Below are 18628 nucleotides of genomic sequence, written 5' to 3' on the forward strand. Positions count from 1 at the left end.
TCGTCACCGAACCGTGGTGTGCATGATCCAGATCCGACCAACCTCTATATACTCACTGGGCGCAGTATGAGTATGGCTACCTTCGACCTCATCGTCGTCGGTGGCGGCACAGGGAATACGGTCGCCTCAGCGGCCGCTGCCGAAGGGCTTGAAACTGCACTCATCGAGAGGGGACCGCTCGGGGGGCTGTGTCTAAACCGTGGCTGTAACCCCTCGAAGATGCTCATCCAACACGCGAACCTCATCAATCGAATTCGAGACGCCGATGAATTTGGCATCGATGCGACCGTCAACGGGACGCACTTCGGCGAGTTCGTCCGAGAAGTTAACGATGAACTCGGAGACGTCGCAAGCGCGAAGGAAGACAACAAACGAGATGAGGAGAATCTAACGCTCCTTCAGGAAGAAGCCCGGTTCGTTGACGATTACACCGTCGAACTCACGGAAACCGGAAAGAGTCACACCGCCGAACGGGTGGTCATCGCGGCGGGGAGCACGCCTGTGATCCCCGATGCGATCGACGGACTCGATGAGGTTGATTTCATGACGAGTAACGACGCCATCCGACTAGAGGAACGTCCGGACCGGCTTGTGGTTCTCGGCGGCGGATACATTGCCGCCGAACTCGGCTACTACTTCGGATCGTTCGGAACGGATGTCGCGCTCATCGAGGTGGAAGATTCGTTGGTGTCTCGCGAGGACAGCGAGATCGCAGAGGCCTTCACCGATATCGCCAGTGATCGCCACGCGGTTCACACCGGATATCGTGCCACAGGCGTCACTGAATCCGAAGGCGAAATCGCCGTGACCGCTGAATCGGAAGACGGTGACGAAATAAAGGTAGCCGGCGAGGAGTTGTTAGTAGCGCTCGGTCGCCAGCCTAACACTGACGGCATTGATCTTGACGCAACGAACATCGAGACGAATGATGCGGGCTTTATCGAGACTGATGACCAACTCAGGACGAACGTTGAGAACGTCTGGGCGATGGGAGACATCGCTGACAATTCGATGTTCAAACACTCTGGGGACTACGAAGGCGAAGTCGTCATCGACAACGTTGTACACGAAAAAGAACGGACGGCGAACTTCGTCGGACTGCCACACGCTATCTTCACCGAACCTCAGATTGGGGCGGTCGGCCGGACAGAGTCGGCGCTTGTCGATGCCGATCAAGAGTACGTCGTCGGCCGAGCCGTATTTACCGACACTGCGATGTCCCGAGCGTTGAAACTCGATCACGGATTCGCCAAGGTTCTTGCCGATCCTGAGACGCGCGAGATACTCGGCTGTCACATTCTCGGTCACGAGGCATCGATACTCATCCACGAGGTGACTCCCGCCGTCCGCCACGGACTGACGGTTGATGATCTCGCCACGACACTCATCCACGCTCACCCAGCCCTGAGCAAGGTGATACTAAAGGCCTGTAAGGATGTCAACAGATAACGCGTAGACACTGATCACCGGCGGGGTGGTCGATCGCACCTTACCGATGCAGCGGCCGAGCAACTCCGAGCTGGCACAGCTGGTAAACCAGTCGAATCCACCGTCCCGGAGATCGAGCACCGCGTGTCTGCTTCACAGCTCCTAGTGTGGTTGGGTCCCCAATCTAAATCCCAGCTTCGCCCGAAACGGTCTCGACGGCGTCAGTTATGTAGTGAAACACTCGGTGTCTGATGTGATCGTGGTGCAATCGTCACACCAGCCACCGACAGCCGACGCCGTAGAGCAGGAAAGACTTCGTTAAAGTGATCCTGATCGCCGTCACCGGTAGGCTTTGAACTCCTCACCGAAGATCAGAAAGTAACCGGTCCCGAGAACGCCAAGAGCGGTAGCGATCGTAAAGGCCACGCCGGGGCTGACGAACTCCCAGAGATATCCACCCACAGCGGCGCTCGGGATGACGAGCGCGTTTCGAAGCAAGTAGTAGGTGCCGGTCACGCGTCCGCCGGCACCCTGTTCGGCAGGCCCGACGATCAACGCCTTGTGTGACGGCAGTCCGGCAAACCGCAGTCCGGAAAACGCGAAGACGAGAATCAGCGCCGTCGCGCTCGCGGGCGTGTTGATGAGAACGATCGGAAAGATCGCGTACACCGCAAAGCCCAGCCCCACGATCGGTTTGAGCCCGACGTGCTCGGCGAGTTTGGCTGCCGGTGCCATGATGAGCAACGCGATCAGCATCTCGACGCCGAGCAGATAGCCGAAGAAGGCAGCTGGCGAAAGATCGATCGCATACGAATACCCTGCGATCGATACGGTCGTCTCCACACCGACTTGGAGGATCTGCGTGACCACGAGTACGAAAAAGACGTACACCATGCCGTTTGCGAAGCGAACGATCGTATCACCGACCAACAGCGGCCGGAGCGGATCGGGCATCCCCCGGAGATCCCGCCTGATCTGATCGATTCCCGCGAAGGAGCCGCCGATGTCGTCCGCACTCGCATCGTACAGATAATGCTGGACGATCGTGCCGACGATCCCGAAGCCGACCGCCACCGCAAGCACGTACTGGAAGCTCACCGTGAACGCCGGGTGAAGACCGATGAGGACGGCAGCAGCCACCGGGCCGATGAGGAAAGCGGTCCGACGGAACGTCTCAGTGCTGGCAAAGCCGGCCGCCAGCCGCGAGGGATCGGTCGCCTGCTTGACGACCGCAAACGTCGCGCCGAGCCCGAACGACTTCCACGCTTGGGCGAGCACCAACCCGACGAATATCCACAACCACGGCTCGATGGGTACCCCCGCGATCGTGAACGCACCGATACGCGGTGCGACCAGCCAGACAGCGAACCCGACCGTCGAAATCAGCCCGAACAGCGTCAAGGCGTACCGCGAACCGATCCGATCGGAGACCGCCCCACCCGGATACGGATAGAGGGCCGAGATGACGTTGCCGAACGTCCCGAACAACCCGACCACGAATCCCGACGCACCGAGTGCGACCATGTACTCCGGGAGGAACCGATTGGTCATCTGGAACCCAAGGCTGAACGCGAACATTGCCGCGGAGAGAACGAGTACGTCGCGTTCAAGCGCGAAAAATCGGCGAAACGAGGCGAACACGCTAATGGACTCATCCTCTGTAGCCATCTATCGAGTAATAATTACCGAACAAGAAAATATATTTCACTTTACTGTGGAGGGTTCAGTATCAACGGATAGAATCACATCGATAACAGACACTGTGACCCACTACTACAAATTGACCAAGACGACGATACGACAACACCGGAGCGGTCGTACTTCGAGGACTGTCTCTACGTAGTGCTATGTGTTCTCATTCCCGAACCGATTACGCAATATTTTCCCGATCGTAGCCGGTAGCGGTAGTAGTTGTCAATGGTTCAGAAGAAAAGTGCGTCTTCAGATACCGACGATGCCGGTCCGTACGTTCCGGCCGACCGCAGTGTCACGGAACTCACAGTAAAGGCCGTGGTACTCGGTCTCGTTCTCAATGTCGTTCTGATGGCAGCGAACACGTATCTCGGATTACGCGCCGGACTAACGATTAGTGCTTCCATTCCGGCGGCAGTCATCAGCATGGGAGCGTTCTATGGTCTTGGACAGTTTGGCATCGGTGGCACCATTCTCGAAAACAATATCGTTCAGACGATGACATCGGCGGGCTCATCGCTCGCCGCAGGAGTGATCTTCTCGTTGGCTGGTGTGGTCTTTCTCGGCGAGTCGATCGATCTCGTGACGACGGCGATGGTTGCGTTGCTCGGCGGTTCCTTGGGTGTGTTGTTCATGATACCGATGCGGCGGTATCTCATCGTCGAACAGCATCAAGAACTTCCCTACCCGGAGGGGACCGCCTGTGCGGATGTCCTTCGTACTGGGGAACAAGGCGGGCGTGGCGTTCGATTCGTCTCGGCTGGATTTATCGTAGGTGCAATTTACATGGCACTCGCAGATATCTGGGGCGTGATCCAGACGACGATTCAGGGTGCGTTTTCAGTCGCTGACACCCGCGGATTCACCCTCGGTGGTGATTTCACGCCTGCGCTCGTCGGTGTTGGATACATCATCGGTCCGCGCATCGCTGCTTACATTCTCGGTGGAGGCCTCGTCTCGTGGATGATGTTCATTCCCCTGCTCGTGACTGGGGGAATGGTTCCAGCAGACGCCGCTCAGGCGTCACTGTTCGAGCAAGCAAACGCCGTCTGGAGCAGCTACGTCCGCTATATCGGTGCGGGTGCGATGATCGTCGGCGGGCTCTATGCGATCGGAGCAATGCGCACGACGATCGTCGATGCTGTCCATCTCGCCGGTTCTGAGTTCACTCAGGGATTGAGTGGTTCCGACCGCAAGCGGACCGCTCGCGATCTCCCGATGGGTATCGTTGTCGTCGGTGCGGCCGTTATCGCGGCCTTGTTGGTTATCGTTCCGCAGGTCCGTGTCGGACTGCTCGGTGGTATCATCGCGGTGCTGGCAGCGTTCTTGTTCGTAGCCGTCTCCTCGTATCTCGTCGGCGTCGTCGGGAGTTCGTCGAATCCCGTATCGGGAATGACGGTTGCGACGATTTTGATTGCCGCGGTCGTGCTCCGCTCGACCGGCGTATCGGATCCGGTCGTGGTGTTGGTGACCGGTTCGGTCGTCGCCATCGCTGCTGCTGTCGCCGGTGACACCTCACAAGACCTCAAAACTGGCTATCTACTCGGTGCGACGCCCCGGAGCCAACAACTCGGTCAACTTATCGGTATCGCTTTCTCGGCATTGCTGGCTGGTGGCATCCTTGCGTTCTTTAATCAGGCCTACGGCCTCGGTGGTCAGACACTTCCAGCGCCACAAGCCGGACTCATGGCGCTGATCGCAGAGAGCGTCCTCGGCGGAACTGCCAACTGGGGAATGGTCCTCATCGGCGGCATCTTTGCGATCGTTCTCATCCTGATGGATGTACCAGTGTTGCCTTTCGCAGTCGGCATCTATCTTCCAGTTACTTTGTCGACGCCGATCTTCCTTGGTGGGGTGTTGAAGGCCCTCGTCAACCGCTACGCCGAATGGTCGGAATCCGAAACCTCCAGTGAACAGGTCACTCGTCAGGGCCGAATCGTCGCTGCTGGACTCATCGCTGGCGAAGCGATCATGGGGATCATCGTCGGTGCGATCCGTATCCTCGGTGTTGGCAACGACAGCGGCGTTCCGTTTCCGATAGGCGTTGGCGATCAGCTCTCGCTGTGGCTAGGAATCATCGCCATCGCTATCTTGCTGGCGTTCCTTGGAACGAGTACGCTGTGGGGAACCAGCACTACATCGAACACCTAGGAACTGCCAGACATGACTGAACTTGCTCGTGATCCAACTGCGGTTCCGGTTCGGACGACCGACAACTGGCACTGCGAGCAAATAGAAGGAACACCACAAGTGACGATTCAACGCCCTCGTCGCGTTCGAAACCGACTCGACCAGCTTCTCTTCAAACTGTTCGATACCCCCACAGACCGGGAGCTCGAACTCGATGCAGTCGGAAGCGTCGTCTGGTTGCAGTGTGATGGCGCAACGACGGCCGAAGAGATCGCAAACGAACTCGATGCAACCTTCGCCCCAGAACGCATCGATCCCGTTTCTGAGACACTGCCGTACTTCCTCAGACAGTTGTCTGAGCTCGGATTGATCCGCTATGCTGATAGCTGAGGCGACGACGGCGTTCGAAAGGGGCTGACCGGTCGGTGTCACACCGTCCCGACCGCGGTCGGCGAACAGGCCAGTCGGCTCTGGGCACACGAGCGGGTCGTGTGCTTCCGGACGGCAAAAACGCGATTGCCACGGACCGAGAGCGTCGACACGCACCGGCAAACCGCTGTGGATGTCACCGAACCGTTATTCAGCTAGCCCGAAAAGGTCACTCATGACCTGTCCGTATCTGGAGTACCGGCAAGAGGCGAACGGTGAACGGTTCGATCACTCGCGGGCGTACTGCACCGCAACTGAGCGGTTCGTGCAGGCGATGCGAGCCGACATCTGTAACGACCGATACGATCTCGATCACGCAGAGCAGTGTGAGATCTACCGCAAGCACACTGAAGAGGCGCAGCTGTGAGCTACGAGGACTATCTCGCCAGCGAGCCACTGATCATCACCGCGGCGCTGACTGGTGGCGTTCACGGGAAGGAAGCGAACCCGAATCTCCCGGAAACGCCGGGCGAAATCGGTCGAGCCGCCGCGGCCGCGGAGGAAGCGGGAGCGGCTGTAGTTCACTTGCACGCCCGGCGACCGAACGGCGAGCGGTCGTTCGCCACTGGACGCTTCCAAGCCATCGACGACGCGGTCCGAACGCACGCTGATGACGTCGTCATTCAACACTCCACCGGCGGGACGGGTGTGCCAGCCGAGGATCGACAGCTCCCGCTTCGAACGGATCCGCCCCCGGAGATGGCGTCGCTAGATATGGGTCCGCTCAACCGATATGACCACCTGACCAGCGAGAATACGCGCGGAACCGTCGATGCACTCTACGAGGAGATGTGCGACCATGGGATCAAACCCGAGCTAGAAGTGTTCAACGACGGCCACCTCAACGAGGTTCACGGCCTACTGGAGCGCCACGATCTCGTCGATCCGGCGTACGCCACGCTGATCTTCGGTGGCGGGACACTCACGCGCCCACGGCCACGAAACCTGTTCAACGCCGTCACCAACCTTCCAGAGGGCACACTCTTCAACACACTCGCGTTCGGCCGCCATCAGCTACCGCTTACGACGATGGCGATTGTACTCGGCGGCCACGTCCGCGTCGGCTTGGAGGACAACGTCTACTATCGTACCGGAGAGCTCGCAACGAGCAATGCACAATTAGTTGAGCGAGTCGTGCGTATAGCGAACGAGCTCGGACGGCCGGTGGCAACTCCGAACCAGACACGCGACATTCTCGATCTCGAGTGCGAATAAGAGCAGTATAAGAACCGAGTAATGGCAAAACGCGCTGTTTCGAGCGGTCAAAAAGAAGATGGCGACTACGCTGACTGGGTCATCGTCGTCATCCACAGTCTCCGTCTCTCCGCTGATCTACACGATATCGGCGAGATACAGGCTATCGACGCGACTGGCGTCGACCGGCTACAGACGATTCTTACGGACAAGGGCCATGACTGGGACGCTCTCCGCGAAGAACTTCAATTCCGTGAACTCGTTCTGGAAGCGGCTGTGAGAAATCTACGATCCGAACGAGAATCCCACCTCAATACGAGAAGACGCCGTTCCATTACTCATCAGTAGCTCAGCTATTTATCAGTCCTAATCCCTGTATCGTTGGGAGATTCCAGCCGTACGTAACTGCTGCTAACCGTGTCCCAACGGTCACTACCGCACACGCTACGGCAGCAGTGCTTCCAGCAGCTCCCACAGTTATCACTGCCCAGTATGCACTCCCGCCCAACACGGCACAACTCGCATAGAAATCGTCAAAGAGAATAAACGGGGAGCGATCGAGAAGTATATCTGCAACTGCACCGCCGCCCACTGCGTTGATTGTTGCGATAGCGACGACACCAAACGCCGAAACATTCGTCTCGGTTGCGACGATAGCGCCAGTCGTCGCAAAGGCAGCAAGCCCGATAGCATCCGAGACGAGAGTAATCGGATGACTATCCGGAGACGTTAGGACGGCGCTTAACGCGATCGCTAAGCCGACTCCAAGCAGACCCAAACTGATTTCGATCGATGACTGAAGTGCTAGTGGGACTCGACTCACGAGGAGATCACGTGTCGTCCCACCAGCAAACGCCATTATCAGACCAACGACAGTAATTCCGAACAGATCGAACTCCTCACGAATCGCTTTCGCCGATCCAACGAGTGCGAACGCGATCAATCCGATCGTATTCATAACAGCAAATTGATCGCCGAACAGAACGGTGATGAAATTCTGAATCACTGTTTTTCGCCTATCCGACCGAGTATCTTGAGCGCTGCGTATGCAGCGGCGATGTATACACACCAGTAGTATACGAGGTCCGGATACGCTATCAGAGGGTAAGACGACGCCAAGAGGAAGTATTCCAAGCAGTGTGTCTCAAGACGTTCTCTACCCTTCAAGCAATAACGAGAGACTGGGGATGTTGTGTGCGATAGTTCTCCTGCCACGGAATCTCTAATTGTGTCCACGTGACTCCAGCGTCGGTGGAGCGGTAGAGCCCGTGGTTCGTAAGAGCGTAAAACGTTCCCACTTCTGATTCATCAGCTGCTAGTACGGGGATGAGAGTTCCCTCGGGAGCTGGAAGTCCCTCGGTGCATCGCTGCCAGGGATCCTGTCCGCTCCGGCGATAGATCACGGCTAGTGGCCCATCCGAGCGATGGGCTGGTGACGGTCCGTGTAGCCCCTTCCCTTCGACACGGTGTGCTTGGGCAGGACTGTACGAGGCTGACAGGAGTTGCGTATCCGGATCGCCAGGGTCGACAGCTAGTCCCCATCCGTACTGGTGTTCGATTCCATCGCTGTGGTACGTCCACGTGACAGACCCGTCGCGGCTTTCGGCATACTCCCGTCCAGCAGTGATGTATCCGTCTCCTGTGGCTGCATAAAGTCGTCCTGGTGCATCGGGATGGGTGGCAAGAGTGTGTACATCGCGCGGTGAGCCAGGTACACGATCCGTCCATGTTTTTCCGCCGTCTTTGGTAGTGACGAGAGCTCCCATCTCAATGCTTACATAGAGATGCCCGGCTTCAATCGGGTCGGATTCGATCCATCGAACGTGATGGGTATCCGGACGACCGGGAAACGCCCAATCCGGTTTGGAGGCGAGATCGGTAAATCCCGAACACTCCGTCCACGTCTCGCCACCATCCACCGAGCGGAACAGCGCACTCGGCTCCGTCCCCGCATACACCGTACCGTATCCCTGCGGACGCTCTTGGGTATCGATAGCGAGCGCCATCACTCGATCTGATGAGAGCTGATCACCGATCGAAGTCCAAGTGTCGCCTCCGTCCGTGCTGCGCCAAAGCCCGTTATTGAATGTCCCAGTAAAGACGAGATCACGATCTTCGGGAGCAACCGCCACGCACTGGGGCTGGTAATCCGTCAACCGAGTGTCGACGTCCCAGTCGCCATCTCGCGTGGTGAGTACGACCAACACGTCCTCTAATGCTGCGTATATTCGCTCAGCCATCGTACTCATTCCCCCGGCTATGTCCAGTCACTCGTTTGTCGTTTGGCATCAGTGTTTCACACACACGAGAGCGTATTGAATATTTCCCATATGGAATTTTTGTAATATAATATAAATGGCGGGCGTTCACAGCATCACAGCCGCATATTTTTCAGTCACATAGATGATCCCACACGACGATAGCGGACGGTGTGATGAGAATCGATGTCAAATACGCAAAAAAGACGGAAAGCGCCACGACGAGTCCGAACTGACCGAGGATCGGCGTAATCGCCAGTATGAGCACCCCAATTCCGGTCGTGGTCGTAAGCATGCTTCCAGTGAGGGCACCGCCAGTCCCGCGGACAGTGTTTTCCAGTGCTGTGTAGAGTGGTGTGTGCTCGGTGTACTCGTCGGTAAACCGATGGACGAAGTGCGCCGAGTAATCGACCCCGAGACCGACAGTAATCGAGAGAATCGTCGCAGTCAGTGCATTGAACGGGATACCGAACAGCCGCATCGATCCTGCAAGCAGCGCGACCGAGACGACGATCGGTGCGAGATTCACGATCCCGAGCGATGGCTGTCCCTCGATAACGTAGTAGGCCAGCACGAGGAAGAGTACTGTGACGACAAGCGCTGTAAGGAGACTCTGAATCGCCGACTCTAAGATGGTGTCCGAGACAGCTTGCAACACGATCGTTTGACCCGTAGCAATCGCGGGGAGGCGATAGCGGTCGACGAATGTGCGGGCGTCGCGCGTGATTTCGTCCTGCGAGGCATCGCTTGCGGTCGAGTAGACCACTTGGGTACACCGATAGTCCTCAGTGATGTACCTCAGTGCCTGCCCACGATACGGCGAATCGAGCAGCGCATCGTAAATATCACGGAGGTTGTCGTCGGGAACACCATCGCCGTCGGCATCGTTTCGCTCAATCAACCGCGCGAACTCCGCCGACTGATCCGCATAGTCACGAATCACTGTGAGAATACTTTCGGCGTCGACCTCCCGGTCGACCGGTGTGAGTGAGGGAGGTGGATCCTGATTCGCCCGCTGGATCGATTCGAGCGCAGAATCCTTGTGAAGTCGTCCGTCGACGTATATCGTCACTGAACCGTCCTGGGTGGTCGCGAATCGCTCATCGAGGAAATTTGTCGTATCCGTCACGCTGTAACTGTCAGGCGCAAACGGTTCGGGAAGTCCTCCAATGTAGTCGGGGGGGTCCTCGGGTGGGAGAAAATCATCCTGTGAGAACGAAGTATCGACGCCGGTCGCATAGAAGCCAGCCCCCACCGAAACGAGCAGCGTCACCGCGAGCAGTGCGGAGGGCGCACGTCGGGCGACGACGACGCCGATAGTCAACATTCGTCCCAACAGCGATCCCTCCGAGCCGAGCGGACGACGCCCGAACTCCGGAATCCCGAATCGAATCCGGAGTCGGTCGGCCCCTACCTTGGCAGCCGGAAGGAAAATGCCGAAGATCAAGAACGTAAAGACGATGCCGACGGCAGCGACGAGTCCGAACTGACGAATCGGCCCGAGATCGCTGATACCGTTCGCGGCAAATCCGACGACAGTGGTGCCCGTGACGATGAAAAACGCCACGAGCAACTGATCGGTCGTCCGCCGCATCGATTCGGCAATGGCAGTTCCCTCGATTCGCTCTTCCCTGTAGCGATTGATGGTATGAATCCCGAAGTCGATTCCCACTGCCAGCAACAGCGGCGGCACGGCGATCAGCATCTGTGTGAATCGCAGACCCGCCAGTCCAGTGAAGCCGAACGTCCAGATGACTGCCATTACGAGCGAGAGCAGTCCCAACAGGAGATCGATCGGATCACGGTAGGCGAACACCAGAAAAGCGAGAATCAATAGTGCAACCGCTGGTACGACGATGATGAGCGAGTCGAAGATGATGTTGGTGAACTCCGCGGAGACGATACCACTGCCGAACACTCGAATGTCGCTGTCGACGCTCGTGACGACAGACTGTGCGTTAGTTTGGATATCCATCAGCGGATCGCTCCCGCTCGTTCCGGCCGACTGTGAGACACCCCTCGGAACGTCGTGCTCGACGGTTCCGATCGTTGCGGAGGCTGATGCCGACTGTCGGTTGAAGTCCTCGCTGAGCAGATCAGTGAATCCGGAGCCTGCAATGGCCGTCCGAATCGCACGCTCGATTGCTGTGGACGTTGCGCCTTCGAGCGTGCGAATCTGTGCGTCGAGCGTCGTTGCGCTCGGATCGAGCGTTTGGGCAACGATACGCGCGACACTCGACGTAGAGACCACACGGAAACGCTCGCGCTCTTTGAGACGCTGTTGGGCTTCGAGCATCGCTAACAGCTCGTCTTTTGTGAGTACGTTCGACCCCGACTGAACGAGTCGAGTGCTCCCGTTGGTCTCCTCGAACGGTGGCGTGAATCGCTGGTTCACCTCGTCGAATGCGTCCTGTGCAGGGGTGTCTTCGGTGAATTGGCTGGTTCCCGACTCGGCTGAGATGTTCGTGAATCCGACAGCGAAGATCGCCGTCAACAGGAGAAATGCGATGACCACTGCATGCGGCCGCTCGGTGATCCATACATCGACCGCATCGATGTATCGTTGATACTCGATCATTTCCGTCCGAAATCACCGTCTCGACCGAACCCAGCCGACACCGAGCAGGACGAGCACCGTACTCAGACCGACCGTCACGCCAAGCAAGGGAAAAATGCTTCTCTCTGCCGGAGTGACCACTGAAACCGGCACCTCATACGTCTGAGAGAGCTTCGAGTCACCTGATGCCGTCTCGTATTCGAAATCAACCGATAATGGGTACTGTCCTGTACTCGCGCTGTCGCTCGCCCTCACGTGGAAGGTGATTTGCGCTGACTCACGGGGATTCAACTGTACGATGTACGCATCGCTAGTACTGGTCGATAGGGGATCATCGACGAACGCTTTGGCGTTGATGTTTCGTACCAACGTTTCTCGGTTGTTGATCACAGTCAACGTTACCGTCTCTGAGGACCCGATATCGATGCTGGTGTTCACCCGTTCGACAGAGAATTCGTCGCGCTGTGGGGCAACAGCGACTCGTGTATCGAGGGTCTCGCTACGATGGGCATCGCCGTCCTGGTCGTCGTATTCCACGACAAAGGAGAACTGGCGTTGACCGGCCTCTGCGCTGGTGCTTGTCTCTACAGGAACGGAGACAGTCGCCGATTCTCCCACCGAAAGACTGCCGATAGCGGCTTGGGTTTCCTGTGGATTGCTGTTCTGGCTATGCGCCACGAGGGTAACGACGGCATTAGAGACGTTCTGTGGACCCCGATTCGTCACCACCGTGGTAACGGTGCCTTCCTCACCCACCCGGAGTGTGCTGTTCGTGTTTGCGATGTCGAAGCTCTGTTCAGGTCGGAGCGTAGCGCCAACGGTGAACGGTCCGGCCCGGGATCGATCGCCGTCCGCGTCGTCGTACGAGACGGAGGCCTGAAACGGGTAGCTCCGGCTAGTGGTTTGGTTGCTCGCGGTGGCATTGAGCGGGATCGTCCGCTGTTCACCGACGGGCCACTCCCCGACAAACTGCGTGGCGTTTGCGGTGTGTCCGAACGTAATACCTTCCGAAAGCGAGCGGAGGTTGACAGTAGCCTCTGAGGCGTTCGCACCGGTGTTTTCGAGCGTTACCGAGATGGTCCCTGTATCGCCGGCCTGTACATCGGTGGACGATGAAACCACTTCGAAGTCGTCACGTTCGTCGTCAATATCGATCCGAGCAGTGAGCGTCCGACTCTGTACAGGATTCGCATTCGAATCGTAATACTCCACTACAAGGGGTACCTGTCGCTGACCGGGTTCGGCAGTGCTATTGACCGCCACCGGTAGTTCGAACGCTTCCGATTCATCAGGACCGAGACTACCGAGCACGTAGTTGGACTGGCGAGCGATCACATCGTGGTGACCCTCATGATCGAGCCTAAGTACCGCATCAGTGGCGATGTTGGGTCCCTCGTTCGTGATCGTACCCGAGATGGTTCCCGATTCACCGGCACGCAAGTCGCCTCCGACATCGGAGAGCGAGAACCGCTGTTCGCCATCCGCCGCGACACCGAACGCGACCGGCGCCGATCGAGACGAATTACCACTGTCGTCCTCGTAGGAGACGACCGCCTGCACCGGATGTTCCGTCGTATCGGCCGTCCGCGTCAACTGTGCTTGCACCTCGATCGTCCTGTCTTCCCCCTCGTTCCATTCGCCGACGAACCGGCTGGTGTTGGATGAGTGGCCGAACGAGAGAACACCTGAAAGCGATTGGAGGCTCACGACCGCATTCGTAGCATCCTCGCCGGTGTTCTCGATGGTCACGGAAACGTTTCCGGTTCCACCGACGGGCACATCAGAGGATACCGAGACGACTTCGAACTCCGCCTCAGGCGAGGCGACGATCGCGTCGATCCGGTCGTTCGTACCAGTGCTGGCCCTTGCCTCGAAGAATGAAGATTCGATAACCGACGATGCAGTACCGGTCGAAGATGCCGCGTCCGTGGTCGCGCTGTACTCGTTCGACTGCGTGAAGAAACGTTCTACTCCCTCCGTGGCATCCGATGAGACGGTTCCAACGGCTAAATCTCCCCCGACGAAACTGGACACAGTTCCGTGAAAAACGAAAATACAAATCAACAAAACGACAATCATCGAGCGATTCATCGACCGTTCCAGACGACGAGTGTCTCCATCACGACCGCTGTACCTCGTGACCTGTACCGTTCGACTGTCGCTTCCCACTACTGTCGTTCACACTATTTTATTGCATGCCTTCTATAGAAATAATTTATTCGGTCTTCGCTCCGACACGTTTCACAGGTGAGCGTCTTGGAGAGCGGTCGTAGTTGCTGATCGGCGAACACTCCGGGTCGGTGGCGGTGACTGCGCTGTGATTGCAACGGGGACATCCAACCTTCGAGTTTCGGACGTTCTCAGGGACAGGCAGAGATTAGGTGAGATCGCTGTTCCGAAAGCGCAGATACGCGAGTCCGAGCGGGACGACGAGCCAAGCGACGACGATTACCCAGCCAAACCACGGATCGAGATAGAAGGGAATCGGCTCACTGATTTCATACGGCGAGGGCTCGTAGAACGCCTGCCGTGGATTGAGTCGTTTGAGCAGAAAGAGCCAGTTTGGTCCGGGATCGGGACTACCCCATCCCGTTTCGGGATCGATCTGAATGGGATCGACGAACTGTGCAAAAAGCCCGTATAGGAAGTCCCACAGGAACGAAAACAGGATCGTCAGCCCGAGCGCGCCGATCGACGCTGTCATCGACGATCGCATCGCTGTGGAGAACGCCATGGCGATCGCCACGAACATGATCCCGAACAGCGTGATCTCGCCAGCAGCGAAGAGAAACTTCGTTAGCGAGAAGAGATCGGTGAACAGTATTGTCTGAATGCCGATGAGGACGAATCCAACGGCCATCGTCACGACAACGATCGCCGATCGGCCGAGGAACTTGCCGAGCATGACGTCCCGACGGGAGTGGGGCAACGCAAGCAACAGCTTGAGGCTCCCCGATTCTCGCTCCCCGACGATCGCCTTGTAACCGACCATCATGCCGAGCACCGGCACGACGACCCCGAGCATTCCGATGATGCCGTCAAACAGCGTGGTGAACGTCGGTTCCTCGCCCAGCCGCGAACGATGATAATGAAACACCAGCGTCGTGAACCCGACGAAAAACGCCACCAGCAACTGGAGTGTACGCGCACGGATCGCATCTTTGAAATCTTTTTTCGCTATGACGAGCGTGCTCATCTCCGATTAACCCCGATAAAATTTGTTATTTCTGTGTTCATCGTTTTCCCTCGAGCCACTGCTGTCCTGCCAGTCCGAACAGCCCGATCGAGCCGATGAGCGACCCTAGACGCAACGCCACTGCCTGCTGTGGGGGACGTGGTTCGATGCGCCAGAGGATCACGCGATGATAGCGGCCGTCTTTTTCGACCTGTGTGTATGTCAGGACCGACCAGAGTCGTCGTGTCTCGTTGAATTGCTCGTTCGCCTCGCTCCCGTTCGGAACGAACGACGCCCATGGTTCCGGCGGACCGTCGACCGGAAAGACCTCAGCTGCATACGATTGTTCGCTTTGCGGAAGCTCCTCGAACCACTGCTGTGCATCGGATGAAAGGTTCTGATACTGTATCGTCTCGTTTATGGCTGGCTGGGGCTCAGCAGTGCTGTTCGGATCCCGAAGCACTTCCACCGCAGGGTCCTGTGTGGGCACCGGCGAGACGAGTGGGAAAGCAAACAGCACCAGCGCGAGGATGACCAGGCCACCGAGGCGTCTGCGACGGTTCATGAGAGATCACTCCGTTCGAACCGTAGATACGCCAGTCCGAGGGGAACGATCAGCCACACGCCCAGAATCACCCCTGCGAACCACGGTTCGAGATAGAACGCACCTGAATCGACGCTGAACGGGGTGACATCCTCGAACGCGTGGCGCGGGTTGAGTCGCTCGATGAGATAGTACCAGTCGGGTAACGCGGAGATCGGTCCGACAGGACTGTTCTCTGGTGTCCGTTCCACGAACGATTCGAACAGAACGAGCACTGAGTCCCAAAGGAATACGAATAACAGTACGAGTCCGATCGCTCCCCACATCGCCATCATCGACGACCGCATCGCCGTGGAGAACGCCATGGCGATCGCCACGAACACTACCCCAATGATCGCCGTCTTCACGGCAGCGATCGCATACACCGACACGGAGAACAGATCCGAACTGGCGGCGAACTGGATCCCAACGACGGCGAAGCCGGCGAGAACCGAGAGGACCACCACAGCTGATCGACCAAGGAACTTGCCGAGCACGACGTCCCGTCGCGTGTGTGGCAACGTGAGCAACAGTTTGAGACTGCCCGATTCGCGCTCTCCGACGATCGCCTTGTAGCCCAACATCGTTCCCAGGACCGGGACGAGGATAGTCAGCTGTGTGGTGATCCACGAGACGACATCCTCGGCGGTCCTAAGTTCCGTCGTCTGGGCCTCCTGAGCAACGTACAGTTGAAAGTACACCAGCACCGCCAACGCCACTGCAAACAGCGTTGTCATCACTATCAGCGCCCGCGATTTGACCGCGTCCTCAAACTCCTTTCTGGCGACCGTGAGCGTACCCACCGTCGATCACCCCTCGCTCCATCGACTATACAGAATTGATATTATCATTGTTGGGTTGTGATAGGAGAAATACTATGAATGTTCCGATCTAAATGCCCTCGTCAAGGACTTAGCACACTGTTCCGAACAGATTACATTGTACATTTATTATTACGGGAGTAATTCACGATCGGCCCATTCGCGATGTTGAACCCACACATTACTTGTCGATCGAATACCATTGACGGCCATGCAACAGTTCCTATTCGATCATTTACTGCTTTCGAGGTGGTGTTGAGATGTGGCCGTGGTCACACGCAGCAGTGGGCTATCTCTGTTACTCGCTTGGCACGCGTCTCGTCGGTCGGTACCCGACAGTGGGACCGACAGCTGCCGTGTTGTTCGGCGCGCTCCTTCCGGATCTGGTCGACAAGCCGCTTGCGTGGGTGTTCGGACTGGTTCCACAGGGATACGCGGTCGCCCATTCGGTACTGGTCGCCGTACCAGTGGGAATCGGTGCAGTCGTCTTGGCTCACCAGCGCGCCCGTCGCCCGCTGGGCATCACGTTCGCCGCCGGCTACTGGTCGCATCTACTGGGTGACGTGGTGTTCGGGTGGTTACAGGCGAATCCGCACGCGCTGGGGCGCGTGCTCTGGCCGACCGTCACGCTGCCACCGTACGACCGGCCGGTGGTCGCCCGCCTCGGCGAGTACGTTTCGGTGTTCACTGGCTCCCAGACGACGGCCGACGCGATGACCGTGATCCTCGGGGCGAGCGTGGTTTACATCACGGTCGGCGTTTGGTTCGTCGACGGTCGGCCCGGGCTGGCCCCGATCAGGCGAACGCTAGAACGGTCTTACGACGAGTCACCCGAGTACGACGAGTGACTTCATGGCTTCGCCTACAGAGACTTGCTGATGACAGCACTGATCCCGTGGTCAAGTATTTCTTCGCGGCAGTGACCTGACCATGCCGTCAAACGGACGGACCCCCTCGACGGCACATCAGAGAGCAGAACTTACTGGTCGTCATCAGGCACGTTAGTGTCCTCGTACTGGGTAACGTATTCATCGGAGAGGTCCCAACTCACTCCGACCTCCTGACGGATGTCCGCAACAGTCTCGGGATTGAACTGAGATGAAATCGTGGCCCTCTGAAGGATTTCTAGCATCGTCCATTGATCAACGTTAGCGAGTTCGGCTGCCTTATCGATCGAGACCTCGCCAAGGGCGTACTGCCCGACTGCATAGGCGAGGGCATCCTCGGCAGTCCCATTCGGTGAAGCATCCGATCGAGCCATTACTCCCTTGATCTCCTTTAGGAGATATCGTGCCTGGACACGAAGTGTGACGTCGGAAAGATAATAGAGTGTGCCGAGATCTTCGTCCGGAACTGACACTGGCTCAAAAGACGAGTCCTGTAGATGTTGTATCCCTCTGGCTAAGACAATGGGGGAAACACAAAAGAGCCGCTGACGAACCGCGGCCCACGTGTGTGCATCGGTCAGATCGACCGATTCGAACGCGACGATCGAACCCGCGTCGAGTTTCGGTGTCAACTGTTGTAGTGTTACACCACCTTGAGGTGCATCGTGAAGAAATTCCCACAATCCTGCTGGCGTCCCGCGATACCGCCGAATGTCACCGTGATGGAAACTCAACACCCCATACTGTGGTCGGCTCAGAATATCACCCTGAAGAATACCCACCCGGTAATGGACCACGACATCGCACGTCTTCGCGATCGTCTTGACGACGTCAGACGGAATGGTAACACCGATCTGCTCCGCCGGTTGTGCTTGACACTGGATACACGGTACCGAGGCCGACCAGTCGGTCGCAGAGAGCGCTGTAAACGTTTGTGGATCTCTTCGGATGATATTTTTCATCGTTTTTATACCGCTATTGTAATATCCCTTTAACTGATGTGTAATGCTGGTCTGCCCGGATAAACCCTTGTCCGGGCCGGTCGCGTGGACAACGAGTGAGAGCTCTGCATTCGTGGCTCGCATCATCGCTCGTACTGATGCGACCATCCAGTCCGCGATCTTTCGCCGACCTGTGAGGAAGCATACCTGAAGGGGTGTGCTAGACGACATGGCCATTCAGCGATCTTAATGGCGTAGATACCGATAGTTAATCACCGCCAAGATGCATTATATATAAATTTATTTTTATAAGAATATAAGAAAAATATTATTTTTATATATTATGATCATGTTGTATTTTTAATGGTTTATGTCGCGTGGTACGGTCGTGATCGCGCTGTTCACAATATCTAAAATCGCGTGTACTATCGCCTGTTATCCCGCACTTCCCGATCATGTAAGGAGATAATCTCAGTTTCTATCATTGCACGACTGAAATCGGCGCTCTCAGACCAGCAGATATCCGATCGTTA

The 18628-nt window shown here is 57.2% G+C and carries 16 protein-coding genes; 7 read left to right on the top strand and 9 right to left on the bottom strand.

What is annotated here, in order from left to right; genetic code table 11:
- Positions 1-72: 72 nt before the first annotated feature.
- On the top strand, positions 73-1449 hold the full coding sequence (locus MW046_RS18045; RefSeq protein WP_247995616.1) for a dihydrolipoyl dehydrogenase family protein: 1377 nt from the start codon (positions 73-75) through the stop codon (positions 1447-1449).
- A 318-nt stretch (positions 1450-1767) separates the two neighbouring features.
- On the opposite strand, the gene MW046_RS18050 is transcribed toward MW046_RS18045, so the two are convergent.
- Positions 1768-3096 carry an MFS transporter gene (locus MW046_RS18050; RefSeq protein WP_247995617.1) on the bottom strand — a complete coding sequence of 443 codons (1329 nt, stop codon included), beginning with the start codon at positions 3094-3096 and terminating at the stop codon, positions 1768-1770.
- Between the two features lie 249 nt (positions 3097-3345).
- Here MW046_RS18050 and MW046_RS18055 point away from each other — a divergent pair, with 249 nt between their 5' ends.
- The 5 genes from MW046_RS18055 to MW046_RS18075 all read left to right on the top strand — a co-directional run bounded on the left by MW046_RS18055 (position 3346) and on the right by MW046_RS18075 (position 7221).
- The gene (locus MW046_RS18055) at positions 3346-5271 is read left to right on the top strand and encodes an OPT family oligopeptide transporter (protein ID WP_247995618.1); all 1926 of its coding nucleotides are present in this window, start codon (positions 3346-3348) and stop codon (positions 5269-5271) included.
- A 12-nt stretch (positions 5272-5283) separates the two neighbouring features.
- Positions 5284-5640 (top strand): PqqD family protein, encoded by a 357-nt coding sequence (locus MW046_RS18060; protein WP_247995619.1) that lies wholly within the window; start codon positions 5284-5286, stop codon positions 5638-5640.
- A gap of 214 nt (positions 5641-5854) precedes the next feature.
- Positions 5855-6046 carry a hypothetical protein gene (locus MW046_RS18065; RefSeq protein ID WP_247995620.1) on the top strand — a complete coding sequence of 64 codons (192 nt, stop codon included), beginning with the start codon at positions 5855-5857 and terminating at the stop codon, positions 6044-6046.
- Positions 6043-6894, top strand: coding sequence for a beta-keto acid cleavage family enzyme (locus MW046_RS18070; protein WP_247995621.1), 852 nt, complete (start codon positions 6043-6045; stop codon positions 6892-6894). The genes MW046_RS18065 and MW046_RS18070 overlap by 4 nt, the downstream gene beginning before the upstream one ends.
- A gap of 21 nt (positions 6895-6915) precedes the next feature.
- Positions 6916-7221: a hypothetical protein gene (locus tag MW046_RS18075; RefSeq protein WP_247995890.1), complete on the top strand. Its 306-nt coding sequence runs from the start codon at positions 6916-6918 to the stop codon at positions 7219-7221.
- 1 nt (position 7222) lies between these two features.
- On the opposite strand, the gene MW046_RS18080 is transcribed toward MW046_RS18075, so the two are convergent.
- The 7 genes from MW046_RS18080 to MW046_RS18110 form a co-directional block, all read right to left on the bottom strand.
- Entirely contained in the window at positions 7223-7831 is a 609-nt protein-coding gene (locus MW046_RS18080; protein WP_438268216.1) for a trimeric intracellular cation channel family protein, read from the bottom strand.
- A gap of 205 nt (positions 7832-8036) precedes the next feature.
- On the bottom strand, positions 8037-9113 hold the full coding sequence (locus MW046_RS18085) for a beta propeller repeat protein (RefSeq protein WP_247995623.1): 1077 nt from the start codon (positions 9111-9113) through the stop codon (positions 8037-8039).
- Between the two features lie 151 nt (positions 9114-9264).
- Complete coding sequence (locus MW046_RS18090) at positions 9265-11709, bottom strand: efflux RND transporter permease subunit (protein WP_247995624.1); 2445 nt, start codon at positions 11707-11709, stop codon at positions 9265-9267.
- A 12-nt stretch (positions 11710-11721) separates the two neighbouring features.
- Complete coding sequence (locus tag MW046_RS18095) at positions 11722-13722, bottom strand: COG1361 S-layer family protein (protein WP_247995625.1); 2001 nt, start codon at positions 13720-13722, stop codon at positions 11722-11724.
- 343 nt (positions 13723-14065) lie between these two features.
- A complete protein-coding gene (locus MW046_RS18100) occupies positions 14066-14884 on the bottom strand; it encodes an ABC transporter permease (RefSeq protein WP_247995626.1) in 819 nt (272 codons plus the stop codon).
- A 37-nt stretch (positions 14885-14921) separates the two neighbouring features.
- On the bottom strand, positions 14922-15428 hold the full coding sequence (locus MW046_RS18105) for a hypothetical protein (protein ID WP_247995627.1): 507 nt from the start codon (positions 15426-15428) through the stop codon (positions 14922-14924).
- On the bottom strand, positions 15425-16249 hold the full coding sequence (locus MW046_RS18110) for an ABC transporter permease (protein WP_247995628.1): 825 nt from the start codon (positions 16247-16249) through the stop codon (positions 15425-15427). The genes MW046_RS18105 and MW046_RS18110 overlap by 4 nt, the downstream gene beginning before the upstream one ends.
- Before the next feature lie 278 nt (positions 16250-16527).
- Between MW046_RS18110 and MW046_RS18115 the strand changes: the two genes are divergently transcribed.
- On the top strand, positions 16528-17115 hold the full coding sequence (locus MW046_RS18115; RefSeq protein ID WP_247995629.1) for a metal-dependent hydrolase: 588 nt from the start codon (positions 16528-16530) through the stop codon (positions 17113-17115).
- A gap of 131 nt (positions 17116-17246) precedes the next feature.
- Here the strand turns inward: MW046_RS18115 and MW046_RS18120 are convergent, their stop codons facing one another.
- A complete protein-coding gene (locus tag MW046_RS18120; protein WP_247995630.1) occupies positions 17247-18116 on the bottom strand; it encodes a UPF0175 family protein in 870 nt (289 codons plus the stop codon).
- Between the last annotated feature and the right edge of the window lie 512 nt (positions 18117-18628).

The sequence above is a fragment of the Halocatena salina genome, assembly GCF_023115355.1.
Lineage (GTDB): Archaea > Halobacteriota > Halobacteria > Halobacteriales > Haloarculaceae > Halocatena > Halocatena salina.